The following is a 22,037-nucleotide window of genomic DNA, read 5'->3' as shown; positions in this document are numbered from 1 at the left end:
CGCGCACCCGCCCATCCACATCGGACCTCACAGCGTCGTGGTGACCTTCTTCAGGCCGCGCGGCGCGTCCGGGTCCTCGCCGCGGGCCAGCGCCAGCGCGAGCGCCAGCTTCTGCAGCGGCAGGATGTCCAGCAGCGCGCTGTGCCGCTCGTCGGCGACCGCGGGCACGGCCAGCCGGCCGGCGGCGCCCGGCACGTCCGAGGCGCCGATGGTGACCACGTCGGCGCGGCGCTCGGCGAGCCGGTTGACCACGTCGCGCATCGACCGGCCGCCCGGTCCTTCGCCGACCACGGCCAGCACCGGGACGTCCGGGTCGGTCATCGCGAGCGGGCCGTGCAGCAGGTCGGCGCCGGAGAACGACAGGGCGGGCAGGTACGAGGTCTCCATCAGCTTGAGCGCGGCCTCCCGGGCGGTGGGGTACGCGTACCCTCGCCCGGTCGTCACCAGCCGGGAGGCGAAGCGGTATCGCTGGGCCAGCACGTCGGCGGCCGGGTCGGCGAGCGCGTCCTCGGCGAGCTGGGGCAGCTTGTCCAGCGCCGCCCGCTCCTGCGCGGGCACCCGGCCGTCGCCGGCCCGGACCCCCTCGACCAGCAGCAGCAGGGCGAGCAGCTCGGCCGTGTACGACTTGGTGGCCGCAACCGCCCGCTCGTGCCCGGCGGCGACGTCGATGGACAGCTCGGCCGCCCGGGCCAGCGGCGAGTCGGGGTTGTTGGTGACCGCCAAGGTCAGGCCGCCGGTCTCCCGGGCCGCGCTGAGCACCCCGGTGAGGTCGGGCGAGCCGCCGCTCTGGCTGACCCCGATCACCAGCGTGTCGGTGAAGTCGGGCCGGGCGCCGTACAGGGTGATCGCGCTCGGCGACGCGCTGGCCACCGGCAGGCCGAGGCGGATCTCGCTGAGGTACGCGCCGTACAGGGCCGCGTGGTCGGAGGTACCCCGGGCGACGAACATCACGTTCCGCGGCCGGCGCCGGGCCACCTCGGCCGCGACCTCGGCGATCGCGACCGCGTGCGGACCGTCCAGAAGCCGGGCGAAACCTGCCGGTTGTTCCGCGATGTCCGCCGCCATTCCCTGGCCCCGCTGCACCACGTGTTCCTCCCTTGTTGAGCGCTTCTCGCGCAGATCCTGCGCAGTCTTGCAAGAAATAGCTTACAGAGTCAATGTTTCGCGCACTAATGCGCAGCCGCCGGTACTGACATCCGACGTGCACTTCGCCTACTGTTCTCGTTCGTGGATGTTCGCCGTGCCGCCGACCGCGCCCTTGAGCAGGCAAGATCCGCTTTGGCGCGCGACGAGCCGCATCAGGCAGCCGATCACCTCGCCGGAGCGCTCACCCACGCGCCCACCCTCCCCGAGGCGCACGAGCTGCTCGGGCGCCTCGCCGGCCGGCCCGGCGGCGGGCTCGACCTCTTCCCGCTCGCGCCGCACGTGTCGGCCGGCGGGCTCGCCGCCCGCGCCCACCTGCTCGCCGCGGCCGGCCAACCGGAGGACGGGCTGCCGCTGCTGGCCGCCGCGAGCGGACGGTCGCCGGGTGCCGACTGGGCGGGCGTCCCCTGGGTCGGCGACCCGGGCCTGGGCGTCCGCATCGAGCCGGGTCAGCTGGTCCAACTTCTCATGCGGCTGTGCACCGCGGTGGGCGATCCGGCGCCCTCGGCCGCCCGCACCACCCTCCAGCCGTACCTGACCGTCGCCCGGCACGCGATCGCCGCCCATCCCGACGACGCGATGCTGCTCGGTGCCGGGTCTGCGCTGGCCCGGCGGATCGGCGAGTCGGCGCTGGCCGTCGAGTGGGCGTCCCGCGGCGCCCGGGCCCGCCCGTCCAAGCTCGCCGAGATCTGGCTGGGCTACGCGTACCGCAGCGCCGGCCGGGTCGCCGAGGCGCTGGCCGCGCTGCGCCGGGCCGTCGCCCACGACCCCGACGACCTCTCCGTGTACGCGGACATCGCCGGCACCCTGGCCGACCACGGCCGCCTCGACGACGCGCTGAACTGGGTCGACCGCGCGCTGGAACGCGACCCCGAGTTCGACTGCGCGGTGCACACCGCGCACCGGCTGCGGCACCGCGCCGACGGCGACGTCGGCCACCTGGTGCGGCTGGCCGACTTCATCCGCGACCACCCGGACGAGTCGCACGAGCACACCGACCTGGCCGACTGCTGCCGCGAGATCCCCTGGCTCGGCGGGGTCCCGGCCGCGGCGCCGCTGCCCCGGCGAGGGGCGGGCGCGGCGCCGCTGCCTTGGCGCGGAGCGGGCGCGGAGCCGGCCGCCAAGCCCTCGGCCGACGTGGTCCGCCGGTTGCGTCAGGTCGCGTCGCTCTCCTGGGCGCACCCGCCGGCCGCCTACGACGCCGCCGTTCCGCTGATCATGGTGCGGCCGCACGACCTGCTCGCCCTGCTCGCCCACCCGCCGGCCGACGTGGCCGCCGCGGAGATCTGGGCCTGCCTCGGGCTGCTGCACCACGGCACCGAGGAGCCCTGGCTCGATTCGGCCCGCCGCCGGCTGCTGCTCGACCTGCTCGACGGCGGTCTCGACCGGGTCACCGAGGCGGCGCTCTTCGCGCTCGTGGTGACCGCCTGGATCGACCCGGCGGCGCGGGCCGACGTGGCCGCGATCGTCACCGGCCGGCTGGCCGAGGTCGCCGGGCGGCCGGGCGGCCGCTCGGTGGCCGAGCTCGCCCAGGCCACGCCCGATCTCGGCCCGGCGGCCCGGCGCACCGCCGCCGGCCTGGTCCGCACGGCGGTCATCCCACGCCAGCGCGGCCGGGCCCGCAACCGCCTGCTGCTGCGCTGGCGGCGCGACTGAAAGCGTCCCCGCCGCGACCAAGCGGCGGCCCTGCTCAGCCGATGACGGCGATCAGGTCGCCCTCCTGCACCACGTCGCCCTCGTGCACGGCCAGCTCGGCGAGGGTGCCATCGGCCTCGGCAACGACCGGGATCTCCATCTTCATCGACTCGAGGATCACCAAGGTGTCGCCCTCGGCGACGGTGTCGCCCTGCTTGGCGACGACCTTCCAGACGTTGGCCACCATCTCGGCGCGGATCTCGTCGGCCATCGGGTAACTCCTCCTCATCGAGCAGCCGGTCAGCGTCATCCAATCATGGATCCGCCCCGGGCGAGTCCCGGCGGACCGGACGCGCCGACTAACATCGGCCCGGGAAACATGCCACGAACAGGAGTCCAACCATGGCCAAGAAGTCTCGCAAGAAGAAGGCCCGCAAGAAGAGCGCGGCGAACCACGGCAAGCGCCCCAACAGCTGAGAGCTGAACTGAGCTGGCTGGCCTCGCTCCGCTCGGCGGGCGACTCTGGTCGCGGTTAGATGAACAAAGAAGCCCGGCAGCTGGTGCTGCCGGGCTTCTGGTACGGACGGCTACGGGAGGTACTCCCGGGTCTCCACCTGGACCTCGAGCTGGTCGAGCTTGAGCCGCAGGCGCTCGCGCAGCTCGACGGGCGCGGTCTCGGCGCCGCAGCAGCGGGCCACCAGCGCCTTCACCTCGTGCTCGATGCCGTACTCCCGCAGGCAGCCGGTGCACTCGTCCAGGTGCTTCTGGATCAACGCACGCCGGTCCTCGCTGCACTCCAGGTCGAGGTAGAGGTAGACCTCCTCGATGACCTCGCTGCAGTCGGTCTCGTGCTCCTCGCCGTTCACGCCGCTCATCTCGGTCACGCCTCCTGCGGTTCCGAAGCGGTCCGGGTGATGCCCCGGTCGATGGCGTACTGCTCGAGCAGCTTGCGCAGGTTGCGCCGGCCGCGGTGCAGCCGGGACATGACGGTGCCGATCGGGGTGCCCATGATGTCGGCGATCTCCTTGTACGAGAAACCCTCGACATCGGCGAGGTAGACGGCCAGGCGGAAGTCCTCCGGCAGCTGCTGGAGGGCGTCCTTGATGTCGCTGTCCGGCAGGCGGTCGAGCGCCTCGGTCTCGGCCGAGCGCAGGCCGGCCGAGGTGTGCGACTCGGACGACGCCAGCTGCCAGTCGGTGATCTCCTCGGTCGGCGCCTGCACGGGCTGCCGCTGCCTGCGCCGGTACGAGTTGATGTAGGTGTTGGTCAGAATCCGATACAGCCACGCCTTGAGGTTGGTGCCCTCCTCGAACTGGTGGAACGCGGAGTACGCCTTCAGGAACGTCTCCTGCACCAGGTCCTCGGCGTCGGCCGGGTTACGCGTCATCCGCAAACCCGCCGCGTACAGCTGGTCCACGAACGGCAGCGCGTCGCGCTCGAAGCGCGCCCGGCGCTCCTCCGTCCGTTCTGTCTGGGCCACCCTCTGCTCCCCCCTCGACCGTCCCGCCGAGGATACGGGTAGTGCCCCAGTAGCCGCTTCGAAAACAGCGGGTGTGCTCACGCTCACCGATGGGCTGGAGGGCGAGGGCACGGCCGCGGGCCACTCCGGGGAGGACAAAAGGTTACGTACCCGGGCAGTATCATCAGTGCCCCGCGCCACGTACTCAATTCCCGCTCGCACCGCTGGAAACCCCTTTCGACGTACAAGCTCGCGGGGTTTACAACGGCGGGCGCGCAACTTGCATTCCCTCATGCTCTTTCATCCGGCCCACCCGTGCGCGCGCAGCCAGTCGACGGCCAGCGCCGCGGTGGTCCGCACGTCCTTGCGGAGGTCGTGGGTGGCGCCGGGGCGCACGATCACCTCGACCCGGCCGACCGGCTCGGGCACGCCGAACGGGTCGCGGTCGCCGTTGAGCACCAGCGTGGGCAGGCCGGTGGGCAGCTCGTCGGCCCGGCTCTTCTCCGGCTTGCCCGGCGGGTGCAGCGGGAAGGCCAGGGCGAGAACGCCGGCGGCGCCGAGGACGGGCGCGGTCCGGCACGCGACGCGCGCTCCGCTCGACCTTCCGCCAAAGATCAACGGCAGATCGTGTACGCCGAGGTGCTCCACAACCGCGGTCCACGCCTCGTCCAGCTGCCCGGCGGGAGCCGGCGCCCGGCGCCCGGCCACCCGATACGGCTGGGTGACCAGGCAGACGCGCACGCCGGCGGCGGTGGCGGCCGCCCGCACCGCGACCAGGTCGGGCGCGTCGACGCCACCGCCGGCCCCGTGCCCGAGGACGAGCACGCTGACCGGCGGCCCGGCCGGCTCGACGAGTCGAATACCGGCGGGTCCGCGCGGCGTCATGATCTCGGTGTCGGTCACCGCACCATCAAACACCGCACCATCAAAACAGGTGTGCAGCGTTGCATGGCCCGCCGGCGAGCTTCTTCGATCGGGGCGGGCCGCTCCTACGGCGTACCCGGATTCAGCGGGACGACGGGATCAGCGTGAGCAACCGCCGGTCTTCCTCGTCCGGCCCATCGTCGACGGGCTCCCCGTTCGGCTTCACCCGCTCGCGCCAGGCGATCAGCATCGCCCGGCGTTCCCGCGGCGTGGTGCCGCCCCAGACCCCGTGACAGTCGCCGACCTGGAGCGCCCAGGCCAGGCACGAACCCTGAACCGTGCAGGTTCCGCAGAGCGACACGGCGCCCTCCGACGGCTCGTTCGGAGCCGGGAAGAACGTTTCCGGGTCGACACTGCGGCAGGCGCCCCGCGTGCGCCATGCCTCGTCGGAGCGTCGTTCCTGAATAGCTGAGAGCAGTCGTGGGTCGCGTCGTGCGATGGCAACTTCGTGTGGACGCGGCATACGAGCCCGTGTCATCAGCCCACCTCCCCCGTGGGACCGGTGTAGCGCGTGGTAACCCGTCCGCACCGTGCGGACCGGCACCACTCCGGCGCTGGTTTGTATCGCACGGTAGAAGATCAGAACAAGGGGCTTATCTATCTCGAAACAAAGTTCGCCTTTGAAAACACCTACATATGCAGACAAAGACCCCTGTTGATCATGGGTGGCTCAGAAAAGCTTTGCCTCTACGGGCGGTTCCAACAGGTGCGGGCCGTTGTTGCGGACGTTGCCGACCGCCGGGCCGACCGGTCGCACCTCGATCATCTCGAGCTCACTCTCCGTCATCGGACGCAGCAACTCGACCGGATCGCCGCCGCCGGCCAGCCAGTCGGCCCAGCGCTCCGGGGGCAGGACCAGCGGCATCCGGTCGTGCACCCGGGCCAGGCGGCCGACCGCGGCCGTGGTGAGCACACTGCAGGTGAGCAACGACTCCGGGCCCCAGGGCGACCAGATGCCGGCGAAGGCGAGCCCCGAGCCGTCGGCCGGGGTCATGAAGAAGGCCTGTTTTTGCTTGCCGTCGCGAATCCACTCGAACCACCCGTCGGCCGGCACCAGGCAACGGCGCCGGGCGAACGAGGGCGCGAAGGCCGGGGAGGTGGCCACCGTCTCGGACCGCGCGTTGATCATGCGGGCCGCGCCGCGGGTGTCGGTCGCCCAGGGCGGCACCAGGCCCCAGCGGGCCGTGTCGAGCACCCGGGCGTCGTGCCGCTGCGACACGCGGACGACCGGGACCGGATCGGTGGGCGCGACGTTCCAGCTCGGCCCCAGCCCCTCGGTGAGGTCGACCGCCTCGAAGAGATCGCTGAGGTCGGCCTCGCTCCGCGTCGTCGCGTACCGCCCGCACATGCCGCGCAACGGTACGCCACCCGCCGCGATCCCGGGGGGCGGGATTGCGCCGCGGAATTGTCGGAGCCCGGCGGGAGAATGGCCCTCGTGACTGCTGAACCTCGCCCCTGGCTCGCGCCCACCGCGAGCGGCCCGGCCACCGCCACCGTCCGGCTGCCCGGCTCAAAGTCCATGACCGCCCGCGCGCTGATCCTCGCCGCGCTGGCCGACGGCCCCTCGGTGATCGAGCGGCCGCTGCGCGCCCGAGATACCGAGTTGATGTCGGCCGGCCTGCGCGCCATCGGCGTGGCGGTCGACACCGGCGACCCGGAGCGCTGGCGGGTCGAGCCGGGGCCGCTGCGCGGGCCGGCCCGGGTCGACGTGGGCCTGGCCGGCACGATCATGCGCTTCCTGCCGCCGGTCGCCGCGCTGGCCGAGGGCACCGTCGAGTTCGACGGCGACCCGCACGCGCGCAACCGCCCGATGGGCCCGATCGTGGCGACACTGCGCTCGCTCGGCGTGGCGATCGACGCGTCGCCGACCGGCGGGCTGCCGCTGGCGGTGCGCGGGTCCGGGCTGGTCGAGGGTGGCGAGGCGGTGATCGACGCGTCCGGGTCCAGCCAGTTCGTCTCCGGCCTGCTGCTCTCCGCGCCGCGCTTCACCAAGGGCCTGGTGCTGCGGCACGAGGGCCCGCCGGTCCCCTCCGCGCCACACCTGCGGATGACGACGCACATGCTGCGCGCCGCCGGCGCCACGGTCGACGAGAGCGTCCCCGACGTGTGGACGGTCGAGCCCGGCGTGCTGCGCGGGCGCACCTGGGTGATCGAGCCCGACCTCTCCGGCGCGGCGCCGTTCTTCGCGGCCGCCATGGTCACCGGCGGCGCCGTGACGCTGGCCGGCTGGCCAACCGAGAGCTGGCAGCCGGTCGGCCAGGTGATCGAGCTGCTGCGCCGGTTCGGCGCCGAGGTCACGCCGGACGAGTCGGGCCTGACCGTGCGCGGCACCGGCACGCTGCACGGCGTCACCGCCGACCTGTCCGAGGTGAGCGAGCTGACCCCGGTGATCTCGGCGCTGGCCGCGCTCGCCGACGGGCCGAGCGAGCTGCGCGGGGTCGAGCACATCCGCGGCCACGAGACCGACCGCATCGCGGCGCTCGCCACCGAGCTGGGCAAGGCGGGCGCCGGGGTCACCGAGTTCCGTGACGGGCTGCGCATCGAGCCCCGCCCGCTGCACGGCACGTCCTTCGAGACGTACGCGGACCATCGGATGGCGCACGCCGCGGCGGTTATCGGCCTCGCCGTCCCGGGCATCACGCTGACCGACGTAGCGTGTACGTCGAAGACGTTGCCCGAGTTCCCCGAACTCTGGGCGGGACTCGTGGCGAGGAGCTAGATCTGCCAGGACGCAAACGGGAGTACGACGAGGACGACGTCCGGGTCCGGCCGGCCCGCTCGTCCCGCCCGCGTACCCGCACCCGGCCCAAGCACGACGATGCCGTCGACGCGCTGGTCATCACCGTTGACCGGGGTCGGTACGGCTGCGTTCGCGAGGACGGCGCCGCCGACAGTCCGGTGATCACCGCGATGCGGGCCCGCGAGCTCGGCCGCAAGTCGGTGGTGGTGGGCGACCGGGTGGCGCTGGTCGGCGACGTGTCCGGCGCCGCCGGCGCGCTCGCCCGGATCGTGCGGATCGCCGACCGGACCTCGGTGCTGCGGCGCACCGCGGACGACGACGACACCACCCCCGAGGGCCGGCTCGAGCGGGTGGTGGTCGCCAACGCCGACCAGCTGGTCATCGTCAGCGCCCTGGCCGATCCGCCGCCGCGCACCGGGTTCATCGACCGGTGCCTGGTCGCGGCGTACGACGCGGACATCGAGCCGCTGCTCTGCCTGACCAAGGCCGACCTGGCCGGCCCGGAGGCGGTGCTCGACTACTACGCCGAGCTGGATCTGCCGTACGTCCTGGTCCAGCCGGACAGCGACCTGGCCGAGCTGCGCCGGAGCCTGGCCGGCCAGATCTCGGTGCTGGTCGGCCACTCCGGCGTGGGCAAGTCCACCCTGGTCAACCGCCTGGTGCCGGCCGCCCTGCGCGCGGTCGGCTCGGTCAGCGCGATCGGCAAGGGCCGGCACACGTCGACCAGCGCGGTCGCCCTGCGGCTGCCGCCGGTCGGCCGCTCCCGCAAGGACCCGGGCTGGATCATCGACACCCCGGGCATCCGCAGCTTCGGCCTGGCCCACGTCAGCGCCGAGAGCCTGCTGCACGGCTTCCCCGACCTGGTCGACGGCACCCTGGAAGACCAGCCGAACTGCGGACACACCCCGAACGACGTCGAGTGCCGGCTGGACGCCTGGGTGGCCGAGGGCAAGGCCGACCCGCGCCGGCTCGCCTCGTACCGCCGCCTCCTCGCCTCCCGCGCCGGCGAGCTGGATCCCCGAGACCACCCCGACACCGAACTCCCTACCTGACCCGCAGAGCCCGATCGGCTAGGTTTCGACGCATGGCCGGATATGCCGACGATCTCGCCCTTGCCCATCTGCTCGCCGACACCGCCGATTCGATCTCGATGTCGCGGTTTCGGGCGCTCGACCTGCGCGTGGAGTCCAAGCCCGACCTGACTCCCGTCTCCGACGCCGACACGGCGGTCGAGCAGGCACTTCGCGGCACGCTGGGGCGTGCTCGGCCCCGCGACGGGGTGCTCGGTGAAGAGTTCGGCAGCACCCAGGCGGCGGCCGGCCCCGGGAGCCGGCGGTGGGTGATCGACCCGATCGACGGGACCAAGAACTTCGTGCGCGGCGTGCCGATCTGGGGCACGCTGATCGCGCTGCTCGAGGGCGACGTCCCGGTCGCGGGGCTGGTCTCGGCGCCGGCGCTGGGCCGGCGGTGGTGGGCGGCGCGCGGGCACGGCGCGTTCGCCGGGAAGCACCAGCACGCCGCCACCCGGATCGCCGTCTCCGGGGTGGCCCGGCTGTCGGACGCGAGCTTCTGCTTCGCGAGCCTCGACGGGTGGGCGTCGACCGGGCGCCTCGAGCCGATCGTCGACCTGAGCCTGAGCGCCTGGCGGAGCCGGGCGTACGGGGATTTCTACGGCTACATGCTGCTGGCCGAGGGCGCGCTGGACATCATGGTCGAGCCGGAGCTGTCGCTCTGGGACGTCGCCGCGCTGATCCCGATCGTCACCGAGGCCGGCGGCACGATCACCGACCTGACCGGGCGCCCGCCGGGCGACAAGACCGCCGCGATCGCCACCAACGGGCGGCTGCACGAGACGATCCTGACCGCTCTTACCGCCCCGAAGCGCTGAGCCGAGCCGCGGGCCTGGTCTATCGTACGTCTGGTGGTAGCAGCCGGCTGGTACTTCCTCGTCGCCATGATCGTGGCGTACGGCGTGGCCAACCTGCTCCAGTCGATGGCCGCGGCGCGCACCAGCGTGCACCACACCTTCGACCCCGGGCTGCTGGTCCGGCTGGCCGGGCAGCGCACCTACCTGCTCGGCATCGCCTGTCAGACGCTCGGGTTCTTCCTCGCCTTCTTCGCCCGGCGGGACCTGCCGCTGTTCCTGGTGCAGGCCAGCGTCGCGGCGGGCCTCGGTGTGACCGCCGTGCTCGGCGTACTGCTGCTCAAGTGGAGCCTGCCCGCCGCCGAGGTGCTGCTGCTCGGGGTGCTGCTGGCCGGGATCACCGCGCTGGTGATGGCCGCGGAGCCGGCTCATTCGCGCGACATCGAGCCGGTCGTCGTCCTCCTGCTGGCGGCGTCGGTCCTGGTGATGGCGGTGGGCGGCTTCTTCGCCGCGCGGCTGCACGGCGCGCTCGGGTCGGTCGTGCTCGGCTCGCTGGCCGGGATCGACTTCTCGGCGGCGGCGATCGCGGCCCGGCCGCTGACCAACGAGCACTCGGTCGCCGGTTTCCTCACCAACCCGCTGCTCTACCTCGTGGTGATCCACTCGCTGGTCGGCCAGCTGCTGCTCGGGCTGGCCATGCAGCGCGGCTCGACCACCGCGGCGGTGGCGGCGATGGATGCCGCGGGCGCGGCGCCGGCCGCGATCGTCGGCCTGCTGCTGCTCGGCGACCGGATCGTGCCGGGCCGCGGCTGGCTCGCCGTGGTCGGCTTCGTGGCGACGCTGCTGGCCGTGATCGCGCTGACCCGGTACGCCGAGCCGCAACATCATCACGCCACGACGCCGCCCCGGCGGGCCAACCCCCGAGCCGGCCTGCGGGCGATGCCGACCGCGCGATCTTCGTAGCGCTCCGGCCCGCCGTCCGGCGACGATGGGCTGGTGAATCTCGACGAGCAGCGGTCGCTCATCCGGTCCGGCCGGATGTACAACGACCTGACGCCGGAACTGATCGAGGCCCGCCGCCGCGCCGTCCTGCTCAGCACCGAGTACAACGCCGCCTTCGGCCGCCCCCAGCCCGACCGCGAGGCGATCCTGCGCCGCCTGCTGGGCGCCGTCGGCGAGGGCTGCCATTTCGAGCCGACGTTCCGCTGCGAGTTCGGCTTCAACATCCGGATCGGCGACAACTTCTACGCCAACTTCGACTGCGTCATGCTCGACGGCGGCGGCATCACGATCGGCGACAACGTCCTGTTCGGCCCGCGGGTCGGCATCTACACGTCCAACCACGCCATCGACGCGTCCGAGCGAGCCGCCGGCGGCTGCTATGCCAAGCCGGTGACGATCGGCGACAACGTCTGGATCGGCGGCGACGTGACCATCAACCAGGCCGTGACCATCGGCGACAACGCGATCGTCGGCTCCGGCAGCGTCGTCACCAGGCCGATCCCGGCGAACGTGATCGCGGTCGGCTCCCCGGCCCGAGTCCTGCGCGACATCACCGAAGCCGACCGGACCGGCTTTGAACCCGGGCCAAATCACTCTGCGTGATCGACCCGGTGGAACCGTGGGTGCGGGTGCATGTGATGACGGAGAGCGGGTATTGGCCACGGATATGTACTGAATGACCGTCCTCGGGGTTGTGGAAATGCGAGAAGGGGACGCGTTATGCACAATGGAGCGATCATGTCGAGCGAAGTGCGACACGTGGTGGACGGCGACCGGCCGTATCCGCTGGTCCGGTTCAGCGGGGTGCTCGACGCGACCACCGCGGGAACCGTGCGGGACGTGCTGCTCGAGGTGCTGGCGGGGCAGCCCGAGGCCGTGGTGGTGGAGGTCGGCGGGCTCGAGATCGGCGAGCCGGCCGCGGTGGGCGTGCTGCACGACATCCGGCGGGCGACGAGCTGCTGGCCGGCCACCCATCTCACGCTCTGTGATGCGCGCGCGGAGGTCTGGGGCGGGTCGGGGTGGGCCATGTGCCGGGACCCCGCGGCGGCGTTCGCCGCGCTCGGTGAGCCGCGGAGCGGTGATCGGATCGCGCTCGAGCTCGAGCCCCGGGTGGGCGCGGCTCGGGAGTGCCGCACGGTGATCACGGCGGCCTGTGCGGAGTGGGGGCGGGCGGAGCTGGCCGAGCCGGCCTGCATCGTGGTCACCGAGATGGTGAACAACGTGGTGGCACACGCGGAAACGTCGATGATCGTCCTGCTCGCGAGCCGGGACGAGGCGGTGAGCGTCGCGGTGCGTGATCGGTCGACGGTCACGCCGTCCTATGCCGGGGCACCGGTGTCGCCGACCGCCTCGGGCGGCCGCGGGATGCTGCTGATCGACGCGGTGGCGAGCCGGTGGGGCAGCCTCGCGCTGGCCGACGGCAAGGTCGTCTGGGCGCTGGTCACCCAGCCCGGCACGTGATCACGCACCCGCCCACATCGATTGGCGCGAGAGGTATCAGCGGGCACCTACGCGGGTAGATTGCGACCATGCGAGACAACGACTACCCGACCGAGGTTTCCGATCCGGAGGCGTCCGGGCTGCCGGAGACCGCGGATGACGATTCGAACGCGTACGACTCGGTGGCGAGCAGCCGCTGGGCGGACGGCGCCGACCCGGCCGCGCTGCCCGGTGTCGGGCCGGGTGGCTCCAACCGCTTCGGCGACACGGCCGCGGAGGCGCGGGAGGGCGAGTCCCTCGACTACCGGCTGCGGCAGGAGCAGCCCGACTTCGGCGCGGAGGACCCGATCCCCCAGCGTCGCGACCCGTACGACGAGACCGTGGACAGCTCCGAGCAGCGGAACTTCGACGCGGACGTGTGGGGTGAGTCGCCGACCTCCGACCCGAAGTCGCCGATCTCCCTCTACGACGACGGGCAGCTCGACTACGACGACCCCGAGCCGGTCGGCCGGCTGGTCGCGCCGGACGAGGGCTACGGCTTCGACGACGAGGCGGACAGCGTCGCCTACGACGCGGGCGCGGCCGGCGGCGGCGCGAGCGCCGAAGAGCTGGCCATCCACGAGACGAACGCGCCGGACTACGAGTAGGGACTAATCCAGGCCTTTTTCGATGGCGTAACGGGTTAGTTCGACTCGGTTGTGCAGTTGAAGCTTGCCGAGCGTGTTCTGGACGTGGTTCTGCACGGTGCGGTGGCTCAGCACGAGCCGCTCGGCGATCTGCCGGTAGGACAGGCCCTTCGCCACCAGGCGCAGCACCTCGGTCTCCCGCTCGGTGAGCTTCGGCGCAGCCTGGTCCACCGGCTCGACGGCGAGCCGGCGGAACTCGCCGAGCACCAGCCCGGCCAGCCCGGGCGTGAAGACCGTGTCGCCGGCCGCGGTGCGGCTCACCGCGTCCAGGAACTCCGGCAGGCCGGCCGATTTGAGCAGGTAGCCGGCCGCGCCGGCCTTCACCGCATCGAGCACGTCCTGCTGCTCGCCGCTGGCCGAGAGCATGAGAATGCGGACGCCGGGCAGCTCGGCGCGCAGCCCGTTGATCACCTCGACCCCGGACACGTCGGGGAGTTGCAGGTCGAGGATGACAACGTCGGGTCGCGCCGCGGCGGCGATGCGCACCGCCTGCCGGCCCTCGCCGGTCGTGGCGACCACGTCGTACCCGGCCGCGGCCAGATCGCGGCTGACGCCCTCGCGCCACATCGGGTGGTCGTCCACCACCATCACCCGGACCATCAGGTCAGCCTAGACAACCGCAGCTCGACTTCCGTTCCTTCACCGGGGGTCGCGGTGATCGTGGCGGTACCGCCGAGGTCGGCGAGGCGGCCGCGGATCGACTGGGCCACGCCGAGCCGGCCCTGCGCCGCGGCCTCCTCGAGCCGGTCGGGAGCCATACCGGGACCGTCGTCCCGGACGGTCACCACGACCGCGCTCGGCTCGTCCTCTATTAATAGGAACGTCTTCGTGCCGGATGGGCAGTGCTGGCCGACATTGTCGAGCGCCGCCACGACCGCGGCGGCGAGCTCGCGGGCGGTCGGGCCGGGCAGCCGGACCGGAGCCGCCGGACCGGAGATGGTCACGCTGGCCGAGGCGTACGGGCCGAGCAGGGTCATCAGGTCGACCTCGGACCGGTCGTCGACGGTCTCGGCCGCGTGCCGGGCGACCAGGTTGCGCAGCGCGGCCTCGGTCTCCCCGGCGAGCTTGGCCAGCTCGCCGGTCTCGCGCCGCTGCACCAGCGCCAGCACCTGCAGCACCGAGTCGTGGATGTCGCGGGCCAGCCGCTCCCGCTCCCGGGTCGCCGCCTCCAGCTCGACCGCCCGTTGCAGTCGCCCGTGCGCGTCCTCGGCGAGCCGCACGAGGTAGCCGACCGCGATCGCGGCCAGCAGCATCAGCACCGAGCCGGTGTAGGCGGCCTGGTCGTAGTGCGCGCGGACGACCAGGTCGGTGGCGCCCATGAACACGGCGGCCGCGATACCGCCCCGCCGGCCGCCGGCCACCGCCCAGGCGAGCACCGGGGCGACGTGCCAGGCGACGGCGAGGGTGGGCTTGCCCTCCCCGAGGGCGACGCGGCCGACGATCGGCACGCTGGCCGCCAGCACGGCCGCGGTGAGCAGCAGGTCGGCGACGAACAACGAGGGCCGGCGGCGGGCGGGGTTCGCGTACGCGTACGTGGTGAACACCGTCCACCCGGCCATGATCGCGAGCACCGGCCAGGCCGCCATCGGCCGCGCGTAGAGCGTGCAGTTGCGGATCACCAGGATCGTGGCGTAGATCAACGCGGCGATCCGATAGACCGCGATCGCCCGCCACAGCGGCGCCTGAAACCCGGTGTCCCGCCCTTGGCGCATGTGCCGACCATTTCACATCTCCGGCCCGGCGGCGGACGCCCGGCCTGCGGGAAGATCAGACGTCGCCTACCGTCGGATGCATAACAACCGAGGTTCTGCTCACCGAGTCGTTCGACCACAGCTCGATCACCGCGCTGCGGCACGCCGTCGCGTCCCGGGTGCGCGAGGCCGGACTGACCGGCGAGCGGCTCGACGATTTCGTGCTGGCGGTCAACGAGTTGCTGACCAACGCGGTGCGGCACGGCGGTGGCCTGGGCCGGGTGGCGCTGTGGCGGCAGGACCTCGACCTGGTCTGCGAGGTGAGCGACTCGGGTGCGGGGCTGGCCGAGCCGCGGCCGGTCACGCAGGTGCGGCCGGCCGCCGATCAGCCCGGCGGCTGGGGGCTGTGGCTCGCCCAGGAACTGACCGACTCGTTCCAGCTCAGCACCGGGGTCGACGGCACCACGGTTCGGGTCACCAGCCGCGTTTCCTTAAGCGAGTCTTAAAACTCTTCGCTCGATCTTGCCTCCCGTACGCGGTCTCGAAAAAGTCGTGCCTGCTGTTATTTGAGGGGTAGGGGTGCACGTGGCGCGTCATCGCACCGAAAAGCCGTCGGCATGGTGGATCCGTCCGCGAGCTGCGGCGCTGGCTGCGGTGGCGGCCAGCGGTCTGGCGGTCGCCGTCTGGCTTCCCGGGCGCGACGATGTCGCCTCGGCCGACGTGCACGGCCACGACTCGGCGGCCCAGTTCGGCCACAGCGCCTTCCAGGACGACTTCAACGAGAACGGCCTCGACCGGTCGAAATGGTCGCTGCTCGGCGACAACGGCGCGCCGGTCGACGGCGGCGCCCAGGTCAGCGACGGCGAGCTCCAGGTCGACCGGCTGCTGCGCAGCAGGCAGCGGTTCACCGACGCGTTCGGGCACGCCGAGGCGCGGATCAAGGTGCGCCGGGAGAACGGCGTCTGGCGGGCGTTCGCCGTGCTCGACGAGACCGGGCGGGTGCCGCAGGGCACGCTCGAGACCATCGACGGCGGCATCGACCCCACGTCGGGGCGCCATTTCCACACGTACGCGATCGACTGGTCGCCGGAGACGGTGGTCTGGTCGGTCGACGGCAAGCCGAGCCTGCGGCTGCTCCGGGCGCAGCCCGGCGGCCCGCTCACCCTGGTGCTGAACCTGGCCACGGACGGCCGGTCGTCGACGGACATGGTCGTCGACTTCGTCCGGGTGTTCACCAGCCCGACGGGTCCGCCGACCGCCTCGCCGTCGGAGCCGTCCGATTCGGCCTCGCCGGAGCCGTCCGATTCCGCCTCGCCGCCCGAGTCGCCGTCACCGTCGCCCTCCGAGTCGACCTCGCCGGAGCCGACCTCGCCGCCGGAGTCGCCGTCACCGTCGGCCACGCCGTCGGCCACGGCCACCATTGCGGCCTGGGCGCCCTTCGTGGCCTACCAGGCGGGCGATCTCGTGACCTTCGCGGGCGCGACCTACCGGGTGCTCGAGGCGCACACCTCACTGCCCGGCTGGGAGCCCACCAAGCTGCCCGAGCTGTTCGCCAAGGTGTAACAAGGGGTCGAATTCCGGGGACGATGTTGACGACAACGGTCTATTTATTAAGACTGTTGCCGATAACGCACCTCTTCCCCGGAGGATCCCCATGCGTACGACAAGAATCCTGCTCGCCGCGGCCGTGGTCGCGACGACCCTCACGGCCGGCCTCTGGGCCGGCGCCCGCAACGACACGGCCGAGGCCGCGGTCGGCGCGGTGACCTGGTCCGACGAGTTCAACGGCTCGGCCGGCAGCCCGGTCGACTCGTCGAAGTGGAAGTTCGACATCGGCGGCAGCGGCTGGGGCAACAGCGAGCTCGAGTACTACACGAACTCGACCAGCAACGTGTACCAGGACGGCCAGGGCCACCTGGCGATCACCGCCCGCAAGGAGAACCCGGCCGGCTACGGCTGCTGGTACGGCAGCTGCACGTACACCTCCGGCCGGATCCTCACCGCGGACAAGTTCTCGCAGACCTACGGCCGGTTCGAGGCCAGCATCAAGATCCCCAAGGGCCAGGGCCTCTGGCCGGCCTTCTGGATGCTCGGCGGCAACAACTGGCCCACCACCGGCGAGATCGACATCATGGAGAACATCGGGAAGACCCCCAACACGGTGTACGGGACGATCCACGGTCCCGGCTACTCGGGCGCGAACGGGGTCGGCGGCAGCCGCACGATCGGCTCGCCGCTGGGCGACGGCTTCCACACGTACGCGGTGGATTGGTCCCCGAATCTGATCGTCTGGTACCTGGACGGCAGCGAGTACTTCCGCGCCACCCCGGCTCAGATCAACGGCAACACCTGGGTGTACGACCACCCGTTCTTCATGATCCTGAACGTGGCCGTCGGCGGCTCCTGGCCGGGCAACCCGGACGCGAGCACGTCGTTCCCGCAGACCATGCTGGTCGACTACGTCCGCGTCTCGGCGTGGAACAGCGACGGCGGCGGCTCCGGCTCGGCCCTGAAGAGCAACTTCAGCGGCCGCTGCATCGACATTCCCGGCGCCAACCCGGTCGACGGCGCCCGGCTGCAGATGTACGACTGCAACGGCACCCCGGCGCAGCAGTGGACGTCCAACTCGGACGGCACGCTGCGGGCGATGGGCAAGTGCATGGATCCGGCCGGTGGCGCGCTGGCCAACGGCACGCCGATCCAGCTGGTCACCTGCAACGGCAACCCGGTGCAACGGTTCACCCTGTCGGCGGCCGGCGACCTGGTCAACGTCTCGGCCAACCGATGCGTGGACGTCAAGGACTGGAACAGCGCGAACGGCGCCGCCCTCCAGTTGTGGGACTGTGGCGGCACGTCCAACCAGAAGTGGACCAGGGCCTAGCGGACCCCGATCCGGTAGCTGTCGCCGTAGACCTCCCAGGTCAACGGCCAGGCCAGGTCCAGATTGCTACGACGCAGGAAGAGGCGCTGGGCGGTATCCACCCGGGTGGTGTCGCTGTGCGCCTCTTCCGCGCGCATCTGGGTGACCCGGGCGTCGAGGAACGCGTTCAGGTAGGCGATCTCGTCGCCGCCCTGGGCCGGCGACGGGGCCCGGGCCAGCGCGCGCTGCCGGATGCCCTGCAGACCGTCGACGCCGTGCATCACCGCCGCGTCGAAGTAGGCGAACTGGCCGAGCGCGCGCAGGTGGTCCGCCTCGGCCAGGTGCACCGCGGGCGTGAAGTACATCGCGTCGCGCTCGTCCTCCTGCACCTTCTGGAAGACCGGGTCGCCGGCGGCCGCCCGCCAGGCGGCCGGGAAGACGGGATCCAGGCCGGCGTGCGAGTCCGAGCCGTTCACCGCGCGCAGCGCCGGCAGGTACTTGGCGAGCACGTTGTGCGGTTTGCGGCGGGTGTACTCCTGGACCACCGCGAGCATGTCCCCCGTGCCCGAGGCGAACCCGACCAGCCCCGCCGTGTAGCCCCGCCCGTCGCCGATGTCCTCGATGTAGCCGTACTCGTGCCGCCAGGCCAGCGTCGAGTTCTCGGCGCTGGAGATCAGTTCGAGGGCGATCTCCTTCTTCTGCGGGTCGGTCAGCCCGGCGCCGAGCGAGCCGGTCGCCGGGGAGATCGCGGCCAGCGGCGCCGCGGACGGCCCGTACGCCCGGATGTCGGAGAGCGCGTATCCGCCGCTGTTCGCGCCGCGCCGGGTGGCCAGCACCCGGACGTACCGGCCGGTGCCGCCGAGCCCCGTCAGGTCGTCGGTGCCGCCGCGGCCGGCCCGCGTCGCGTACAGGTCGGTCCAGTTCGCACCGTCGATCGAGGTCTGCACCCGGAACGTCTGCGCGTACTCCGCACCCCAGCGCAGCAGCACCCGGTCGACGTCACGTACCGCGCCCAGGTCGATCCGCACCCACTGGGTGCCCGGCCCGGCGGCGCTCTCCCAGCGGGTCGCCGGGTCGGCGTCGGTCGCCTGACCGGCCTCGGTCCGCTCGCCCCGCTCGGAGGAGGCGACCGCGCCGTGGCCGCGGGAGATCAGCCGCTCGGGGCTCGCGCTCGCCGCGACCGAGATGGCCAGCGGCACGCACAGCACCAGGGCAATCCCGCCGGCGAGGGCGATCCCGCGGATCCGCATCATTCCACGCTAGGTGGGCACTCTCGAAGGCCGCTGGGAATCCGCGGATATCACCCGGGCCGGTGGGTTACGACCTCCGCCGCCGCCCGCGGGTGATCAACACGATGATCAGCACGATCCCCCCGACGACCGCCAGGCAGCACAGGAAGCCGAGGAAGCCGAGGAAGCCGAACCCGCCGCGCCTGCGGTATCTCGCCGCTTCCACCGCCGCGTCGGCCACGCCGTTGCCGGCGGCCCAGGCGTGCACCGGGACGACCAGCGTAAGTGCCACGCCGGTCACCGCCGCGGCCGCCCGCGACCACCACTTCGCCACTGCAGACATGCATTCCATCGTGGCCCACTCGCGCAAGCGAGGAAGCCAGGAAGCCATCGAATCAGGCAGGGTATGTAAAAGCGGTAGGACGATGCGGAAGGGGTGCGGATGGACGCCGATCTGGTGGCATTGGCCGAGGCCCACGGGGTGGCCACCTGGTACGAGGACTGGCATCGCCTGCGGAAGGACGTCGCGGCGGAGTCGGTCGTCGGGGTGCTCGGATTGCTGGGGGTCGACGCCTCCTCGCCCGCGGCGATCGCGTCCTCGCTGGCCGCGGTGCGGGCGCGGGACGACCGTGGGCGATTGCCCGGCACGATCGTGGTACGCGCCGGCACAACTCGGACATTGCCCGCCGCCGGCACCATCACCCTCGAGGACGGGTCCGGCATTTCGGATCTGTCGGAAGTTCCGGCCGACCTTCCGCTCGGCTGGCACCGCCTGGCGGCCGGCGGCCAGGAGGTCACCCTGGTCGTGGTGCCGGCCGAGCTGCCGGCCCCGCCCGAGACCTGGGGCTGGATGCTCCAGCTCTACGCCCTGCACTCGGCCGAGTCCTGGGGCATGGGGGACCTCGGCGACCTGCGCACCTTCGTCGGTCAGGCCGGGCGCCCCGGCCTCGTGCTGCTCAACCCGCTGCACGCGATCACGCCGACCCTGCCGGTGCCGCCCTCGCCGTACGCCCCGTCCAGCCGGCGCTTCGCGAACCCGCTCTACCTGCGGGTCTCGGACACCGCGGAGTACCGCCGGGCCGATCCCGCGTTGCGCGCCAAGGTGGACGCGCTGAAGCCGGCCGCGTCCGAGCTGATCGACTACAGCGCGGTCTGGCAGGCCAAGCGGGCCGCGCTGGAGATGCTCTGGCCGCTGGCCGGCGAGATCGACCTGACCGCCGACCCGGGCCTGCTCGACTTCGCCCGGTTCTGCGCGCTCGCCGAGCTGTACGGCGCGAACTGGCAGCAGTGGCCGCCCGAGTTCCGCCGCCCCGACACCCCCGCCGTCCGGGCGTTCCGCAGCGACCGGATCGCCTTCCACGCCTGGCTCCAGCGGCTCGTCAAGGAGCAGCTGGACGCCACCAACGAGGCCGCCCGCGGCATGCCGGTCGGTATCGTGCTCGACCTCGCCGTCGGCACGGACCCGAGCGGCGCGGACGGCTGGCTGCTGCAGGACGTGCTGGCCGAGGGCGTGCACATCGGCGCCCCGCCGGACGCGTTCAACCAGTTCGGGCAGGACTGGGGCGCGGCGGCCTGGCGGCCGGACCGGCTCGTCGAGACCGGGTACGCGGCCTACCGCGACATGCTGCGACGAATCTTCGCGAGCGCCGGCGGCCTGCGGGTCGACCACGTGGCCGGCCTGTGGCGGCTGTGGTGGGTGCCGCCGGGGATGGGCGCGGCCGGTGGCACCTACGTGCACTACGACCCGGAGGCGATGCTCGGCATCCTGGCGCTGGAGGCGAGCCGGGCCGGCGCCGTGGTGATCGGCGAGGACCTCGGCACGGTGCTGCCCGAGGTCACCGAGGGTCTCGAGCGGATGAACATGCTGGGCTCGGCGGTGCTCTGGTTCACCCGGGACTACGACGACCCGGAACACCGCTACCTGCCGCCCGGGAAGTACCCGCGAAACGCGCTGGCCTCGATCTCCACTCATGACCTGCCCACCGCGGCCGGCTTCCTCACCGGCGAGCAGGTCCGGGTGCGCGCCGAGCTGGGCCAGCTGGCCGGCTCGGTGCAGGACGAGCGAAAGGCCGCCGACCAGGACCGGGCGCAGCTCAAGGCGGCGCTGCGGGCCGAGGGCCTGATCACCGCCGCGAGCACCGACGACGAGGTCGTGGTGGCGATGCACGAGTTCCTGGCCCGCACGCCGTGCCGGTTCGTCACCGCGTCGCTCTACGACGTGCTGGGCGAGCTGAACCAGCCGAACCTGCCGGGCACGGTCGACGAGTACCCGAACTGGCGGATGCGACTGAGTCGCAGCCTGGAACAGATCGCCGGCGACCCCCGGATCGCGCGGATCGCCGAGATCCTGAGTACCCGGGCTCGGCCTTGACCGGCTACCTCGGCGGGGGCGGTGGGTCGTCGTCCACCGCGAACAGCATCGGGTGCAGCGGCAGGTAGACGTCGCGCTGGCGGCAACCGGCCGGCGGCAGCAGCGAGGAACGGTGTTCCGGGTGCTCGGCGCAGTGGCGCGTCGCCCGGGACACCGCGTCCGGGTGATGCCGGCCGCCGCCGTACTCGCCGCAGGTCTCGCAGTCCCAGCGCCAGAACGGCTGCCCCTCGTCGGAGAGGTGCCGGCGGATCCGCAGCGGCGGGCCGGCCTCCCGCTGGGCCGCGGTCAGGATCGCCGGCATGCTCCCGGTGAGCGGTGGCTCGGCCGGGCGCGGGACCGGCGCGGTCCCACCACCGATGATCTCCGCGAGCGGGTTGCTCGTCGACACGGCCCACCTCCGTACGCGATGAGGACCAGTTAATCGACGTACGGCCGCTATGTCCGGATTTTTCGAAAATTACACTCGTTCCCAGCCTCGGCGGGGCGACCGCGCGCCGAGCCGGTCGTCGCGGCTGCGGTAGACGATGTACGGCCGGGTCAGGTAGCCGATCGGCGCCGAGAACACGTGCACGAGCCGGCTGAACGGCCAGAACGCGAACAGCACCCACGCCGCGAGGACGTGCAGCTGGAACCCGATCGGCGCGGCCAGGATCAGGTCCTTCTCCGGATGCAGGTAGAAGATCGACCGGAACCACGGCGAGACGGTCTGCCGGTAGTCGTGCGGGTGCCCGGTCAGGTTGCCGAGCACGGTCGTGCCGAGGCCGAGCACGATGGTGCCGATCAGCAACACGTACATGATCTTGTCGTTGCGGGTGGTGGCGGAGAAGACCGGGCCGACCGTGCGCCGCCGGTAGATGAGGATCGCCGCGCCGGCCAGCGTGCAGAAGCCGGCAACGGTGCCGAGGGTGACCGCGACGGCGTGGTAGGCGGTCTCGCTGATGCCGACCGCGTCGGTCCACGACTCCGGGATCAGCAGTCCGCCGATGTGCCCGA

26 protein-coding genes are annotated in these 22,037 nt (G+C 72.3%); 13 read left to right on the top strand and 13 right to left on the bottom strand.

Annotation, left to right across the window (positions count from 1 at the left end; translation table 11 throughout):
- Positions 1-27: 27 nt before the first annotated feature.
- A complete protein-coding gene (locus ODJ79_RS12210; protein ID WP_263023683.1) occupies positions 28-1,065 on the bottom strand; it encodes an SIS domain-containing protein in 1,038 nt (345 codons plus the stop codon).
- Positions 1,066-1,227: 162 nt separating this feature from the next.
- Here ODJ79_RS12210 and ODJ79_RS12205 point away from each other — a divergent pair, with 162 nt between their 5' ends.
- Entirely contained in the window at positions 1,228-2,799 is a 1,572-nt protein-coding gene (locus ODJ79_RS12205; protein WP_411267303.1) for a tetratricopeptide repeat protein, read from the top strand.
- 34 nt (positions 2,800-2,833) lie between these two features.
- Here ODJ79_RS12205 and ODJ79_RS12200 read toward each other — a convergent pair whose 3' ends face one another.
- On the bottom strand, positions 2,834-3,049 hold the full coding sequence (locus ODJ79_RS12200; RefSeq protein ID WP_263023499.1) for a biotin/lipoyl-binding carrier protein: 216 nt from the start codon (positions 3,047-3,049) through the stop codon (positions 2,834-2,836).
- A 131-nt stretch (positions 3,050-3,180) separates the two neighbouring features.
- On the opposite strand from ODJ79_RS12200, the gene ODJ79_RS47115 reads away from it, so the two are divergent.
- Complete coding sequence (locus ODJ79_RS47115) at positions 3,181-3,255, top strand: 50S ribosomal protein bL37 (protein WP_369814844.1); 75 nt, start codon at positions 3,181-3,183, stop codon at positions 3,253-3,255.
- 110 nt (positions 3,256-3,365) lie between these two features.
- On the opposite strand, the gene rsrA is transcribed toward ODJ79_RS47115, so the two are convergent.
- The 5 genes from rsrA to ODJ79_RS12175 form a co-directional block, all read right to left on the bottom strand.
- Positions 3,366-3,653 carry a mycothiol system anti-sigma-R factor gene (rsrA, locus tag ODJ79_RS12195; protein WP_263023681.1) on the bottom strand — a complete coding sequence of 96 codons (288 nt, stop codon included), beginning with the start codon at positions 3,651-3,653 and terminating at the stop codon, positions 3,366-3,368.
- Between the two features lie 5 nt (positions 3,654-3,658).
- Entirely contained in the window at positions 3,659-4,459 is an 801-nt protein-coding gene (locus tag ODJ79_RS12190) for a sigma-70 family RNA polymerase sigma factor (RefSeq protein ID WP_317620662.1), read from the bottom strand.
- A 78-nt stretch (positions 4,460-4,537) separates the two neighbouring features.
- Positions 4,538-5,140, bottom strand: coding sequence for an alpha/beta family hydrolase (locus tag ODJ79_RS12185; RefSeq protein WP_263023497.1), 603 nt, complete (start codon positions 5,138-5,140; stop codon positions 4,538-4,540).
- Positions 5,141-5,243: 103 nt separating this feature from the next.
- Positions 5,244-5,639, bottom strand: coding sequence for a WhiB family transcriptional regulator (locus ODJ79_RS12180; protein WP_263023496.1), 396 nt, complete (start codon positions 5,637-5,639; stop codon positions 5,244-5,246).
- A 192-nt stretch (positions 5,640-5,831) separates the two neighbouring features.
- Positions 5,832-6,509: an SOS response-associated peptidase gene (locus tag ODJ79_RS12175; protein ID WP_263023495.1), complete on the bottom strand. Its 678-nt coding sequence runs from the start codon at positions 6,507-6,509 to the stop codon at positions 5,832-5,834.
- A 78-nt stretch (positions 6,510-6,587) separates the two neighbouring features.
- Here ODJ79_RS12175 and aroA point away from each other — a divergent pair, with 78 nt between their 5' ends.
- From aroA to ODJ79_RS12140, 7 genes are all read left to right on the top strand, one after another.
- Positions 6,588-7,880, top strand: a complete 1,293-nt coding sequence (gene aroA, locus ODJ79_RS12170; protein ID WP_263023494.1) for a 3-phosphoshikimate 1-carboxyvinyltransferase — start codon at positions 6,588-6,590, stop codon at positions 7,878-7,880.
- Positions 7,881-7,882: 2 nt separating this feature from the next.
- On the top strand, positions 7,883-8,953 hold the full coding sequence (gene rsgA, locus ODJ79_RS12165; RefSeq protein WP_263023680.1) for a ribosome small subunit-dependent GTPase A: 1,071 nt from the start codon (positions 7,883-7,885) through the stop codon (positions 8,951-8,953).
- A 32-nt stretch (positions 8,954-8,985) separates the two neighbouring features.
- Complete coding sequence (hisN, locus tag ODJ79_RS12160; RefSeq protein WP_263023493.1) at positions 8,986-9,789, top strand: histidinol-phosphatase; 804 nt, start codon at positions 8,986-8,988, stop codon at positions 9,787-9,789.
- A 66-nt stretch (positions 9,790-9,855) separates the two neighbouring features.
- Positions 9,856-10,728 carry a hypothetical protein gene (locus ODJ79_RS12155; protein ID WP_263023679.1) on the top strand — a complete coding sequence of 291 codons (873 nt, stop codon included), beginning with the start codon at positions 9,856-9,858 and terminating at the stop codon, positions 10,726-10,728.
- 33 nt (positions 10,729-10,761) lie between these two features.
- The gene (locus tag ODJ79_RS12150; protein WP_263023492.1) at positions 10,762-11,370 is read left to right on the top strand and encodes a sugar O-acetyltransferase; all 609 of its coding nucleotides are present in this window, start codon (positions 10,762-10,764) and stop codon (positions 11,368-11,370) included.
- A gap of 135 nt (positions 11,371-11,505) precedes the next feature.
- A complete protein-coding gene (locus tag ODJ79_RS12145) occupies positions 11,506-12,228 on the top strand; it encodes an ATP-binding protein (protein ID WP_263023491.1) in 723 nt (240 codons plus the stop codon).
- Between the two features lie 68 nt (positions 12,229-12,296).
- On the top strand, positions 12,297-12,854 hold the full coding sequence (locus ODJ79_RS12140) for a DUF5709 domain-containing protein (protein WP_263023490.1): 558 nt from the start codon (positions 12,297-12,299) through the stop codon (positions 12,852-12,854).
- Between the two features lie 3 nt (positions 12,855-12,857).
- On the opposite strand, the gene ODJ79_RS12135 is transcribed toward ODJ79_RS12140, so the two are convergent.
- Positions 12,858-13,493: a response regulator gene (locus ODJ79_RS12135; protein WP_263023489.1), complete on the bottom strand. Its 636-nt coding sequence runs from the start codon at positions 13,491-13,493 to the stop codon at positions 12,858-12,860.
- On the bottom strand, positions 13,493-14,605 hold the full coding sequence (gene macS, locus ODJ79_RS12130; RefSeq protein ID WP_263023488.1) for a MacS family sensor histidine kinase: 1,113 nt from the start codon (positions 14,603-14,605) through the stop codon (positions 13,493-13,495). Before macS ends, ODJ79_RS12135 begins: the two co-directional genes overlap by 1 nt.
- Before the next feature lie 44 nt (positions 14,606-14,649).
- Here macS and ODJ79_RS12125 point away from each other — a divergent pair, with 44 nt between their 5' ends.
- The 3 genes from ODJ79_RS12125 (at position 14,650) to ODJ79_RS12115 (ending at position 17,465) form a co-directional block, all read left to right on the top strand.
- On the top strand, positions 14,650-15,090 hold the full coding sequence (locus tag ODJ79_RS12125; protein ID WP_263023678.1) for an ATP-binding protein: 441 nt from the start codon (positions 14,650-14,652) through the stop codon (positions 15,088-15,090).
- A 148-nt stretch (positions 15,091-15,238) separates the two neighbouring features.
- Positions 15,239-16,147 (top strand): carbohydrate-binding protein, encoded by a 909-nt coding sequence (locus ODJ79_RS12120; protein ID WP_263023487.1) that lies wholly within the window; start codon positions 15,239-15,241, stop codon positions 16,145-16,147.
- A 91-nt stretch (positions 16,148-16,238) separates the two neighbouring features.
- Positions 16,239-17,465 (top strand): family 16 glycosylhydrolase, encoded by a 1,227-nt coding sequence (locus ODJ79_RS12115; protein ID WP_263023486.1) that lies wholly within the window; start codon positions 16,239-16,241, stop codon positions 17,463-17,465.
- On the opposite strand, the gene ODJ79_RS12110 is transcribed toward ODJ79_RS12115, so the two are convergent.
- The gene (locus ODJ79_RS12110) at positions 17,462-18,694 is read right to left on the bottom strand and encodes a chitosanase (RefSeq protein WP_317620660.1); all 1,233 of its coding nucleotides are present in this window, start codon (positions 18,692-18,694) and stop codon (positions 17,462-17,464) included. The two genes, ODJ79_RS12115 and ODJ79_RS12110, sit on opposite strands and share 4 nt — an antisense overlap.
- Positions 18,695-18,761: 67 nt before the next feature.
- Positions 18,762-19,016, bottom strand: coding sequence for a hypothetical protein (locus ODJ79_RS12100; RefSeq protein ID WP_263023485.1), 255 nt, complete (start codon positions 19,014-19,016; stop codon positions 18,762-18,764).
- A 99-nt stretch (positions 19,017-19,115) separates the two neighbouring features.
- On the opposite strand from ODJ79_RS12100, the gene malQ reads away from it, so the two are divergent.
- On the top strand, positions 19,116-21,044 hold the full coding sequence (malQ, locus tag ODJ79_RS12095; RefSeq protein WP_263023484.1) for a 4-alpha-glucanotransferase: 1,929 nt from the start codon (positions 19,116-19,118) through the stop codon (positions 21,042-21,044).
- Positions 21,045-21,048: 4 nt separating this feature from the next.
- Here the strand turns inward: malQ and ODJ79_RS12090 are convergent, their stop codons facing one another.
- Complete coding sequence (locus ODJ79_RS12090) at positions 21,049-21,432, bottom strand: hypothetical protein (protein ID WP_263023483.1); 384 nt, start codon at positions 21,430-21,432, stop codon at positions 21,049-21,051.
- A 69-nt stretch (positions 21,433-21,501) separates the two neighbouring features.
- A partial coding sequence (gene narI / locus ODJ79_RS12085) for a respiratory nitrate reductase subunit gamma (protein WP_263023482.1) occupies positions 21,502-22,037 on the bottom strand: 536 nt, incomplete at its 5' end.

Origin of the sequence: Actinoplanes sp. KI2, assembly GCF_025630775.1 — a bacterium.
GTDB lineage: Bacteria > Actinomycetota > Actinomycetes > Mycobacteriales > Micromonosporaceae > Actinoplanes.
Note: the sequence above shows the minus strand (reverse complement) of the source record. Positions and strands in the feature narration are given on the sequence as shown.

Bases quoted from the DNA above. Each gene is read 5' to 3' on its own strand.
- ODJ79_RS12210 (WP_263023683.1), bottom strand. From the start codon at position 1,065: ATGGCGGCGGACATCGCGGAACAACCGGCAGGTTTCGCCCGGCTTCTG.
- ODJ79_RS12200 (WP_263023499.1), bottom strand. From the start codon at position 3,049: ATGGCCGACGAGATCCGCGCCGAGATGGTGGCCAACGTCTGGAAGGTC.
- rsrA (WP_263023681.1), bottom strand. From the start codon at position 3,653: ATGAGCGGCGTGAACGGCGAGGAGCACGAGACCGACTGCAGCGAGGTC.
- ODJ79_RS12180 (WP_263023496.1), bottom strand. From the start codon at position 5,639: ATGACACGGGCTCGTATGCCGCGTCCACACGAAGTTGCCATCGCACGA.
- ODJ79_RS12175 (WP_263023495.1), bottom strand. From the start codon at position 6,509: ATGTGCGGGCGGTACGCGACGACGCGGAGCGAGGCCGACCTCAGCGAT.
- aroA (WP_263023494.1), top strand. From the start codon at position 6,588: ATGGCCCTCGTGACTGCTGAACCTCGCCCCTGGCTCGCGCCCACCGCG.
- hisN (WP_263023493.1), top strand. From the start codon at position 8,986: ATGGCCGGATATGCCGACGATCTCGCCCTTGCCCATCTGCTCGCCGAC.
- ODJ79_RS12155 (WP_263023679.1), top strand. From the start codon at position 9,856: ATGATCGTGGCGTACGGCGTGGCCAACCTGCTCCAGTCGATGGCCGCG.
- ODJ79_RS12145 (WP_263023491.1), top strand. From the start codon at position 11,506: ATGTCGAGCGAAGTGCGACACGTGGTGGACGGCGACCGGCCGTATCCG.
- ODJ79_RS12140 (WP_263023490.1), top strand. From the start codon at position 12,297: ATGCGAGACAACGACTACCCGACCGAGGTTTCCGATCCGGAGGCGTCC.
- ODJ79_RS12135 (WP_263023489.1), bottom strand. From the start codon at position 13,493: ATGGTCCGGGTGATGGTGGTGGACGACCACCCGATGTGGCGCGAGGGC.
- macS (WP_263023488.1), bottom strand. From the start codon at position 14,605: ATGCGCCAAGGGCGGGACACCGGGTTTCAGGCGCCGCTGTGGCGGGCG.
- ODJ79_RS12115 (WP_263023486.1), top strand. From the start codon at position 16,239: ATGCGTACGACAAGAATCCTGCTCGCCGCGGCCGTGGTCGCGACGACC.
- ODJ79_RS12110 (WP_317620660.1), bottom strand. From the start codon at position 18,694: ATGCGGATCCGCGGGATCGCCCTCGCCGGCGGGATTGCCCTGGTGCTG.
- ODJ79_RS12100 (WP_263023485.1), bottom strand. From the start codon at position 19,016: ATGTCTGCAGTGGCGAAGTGGTGGTCGCGGGCGGCCGCGGCGGTGACC.
- malQ (WP_263023484.1), top strand. From the start codon at position 19,116: ATGGACGCCGATCTGGTGGCATTGGCCGAGGCCCACGGGGTGGCCACC.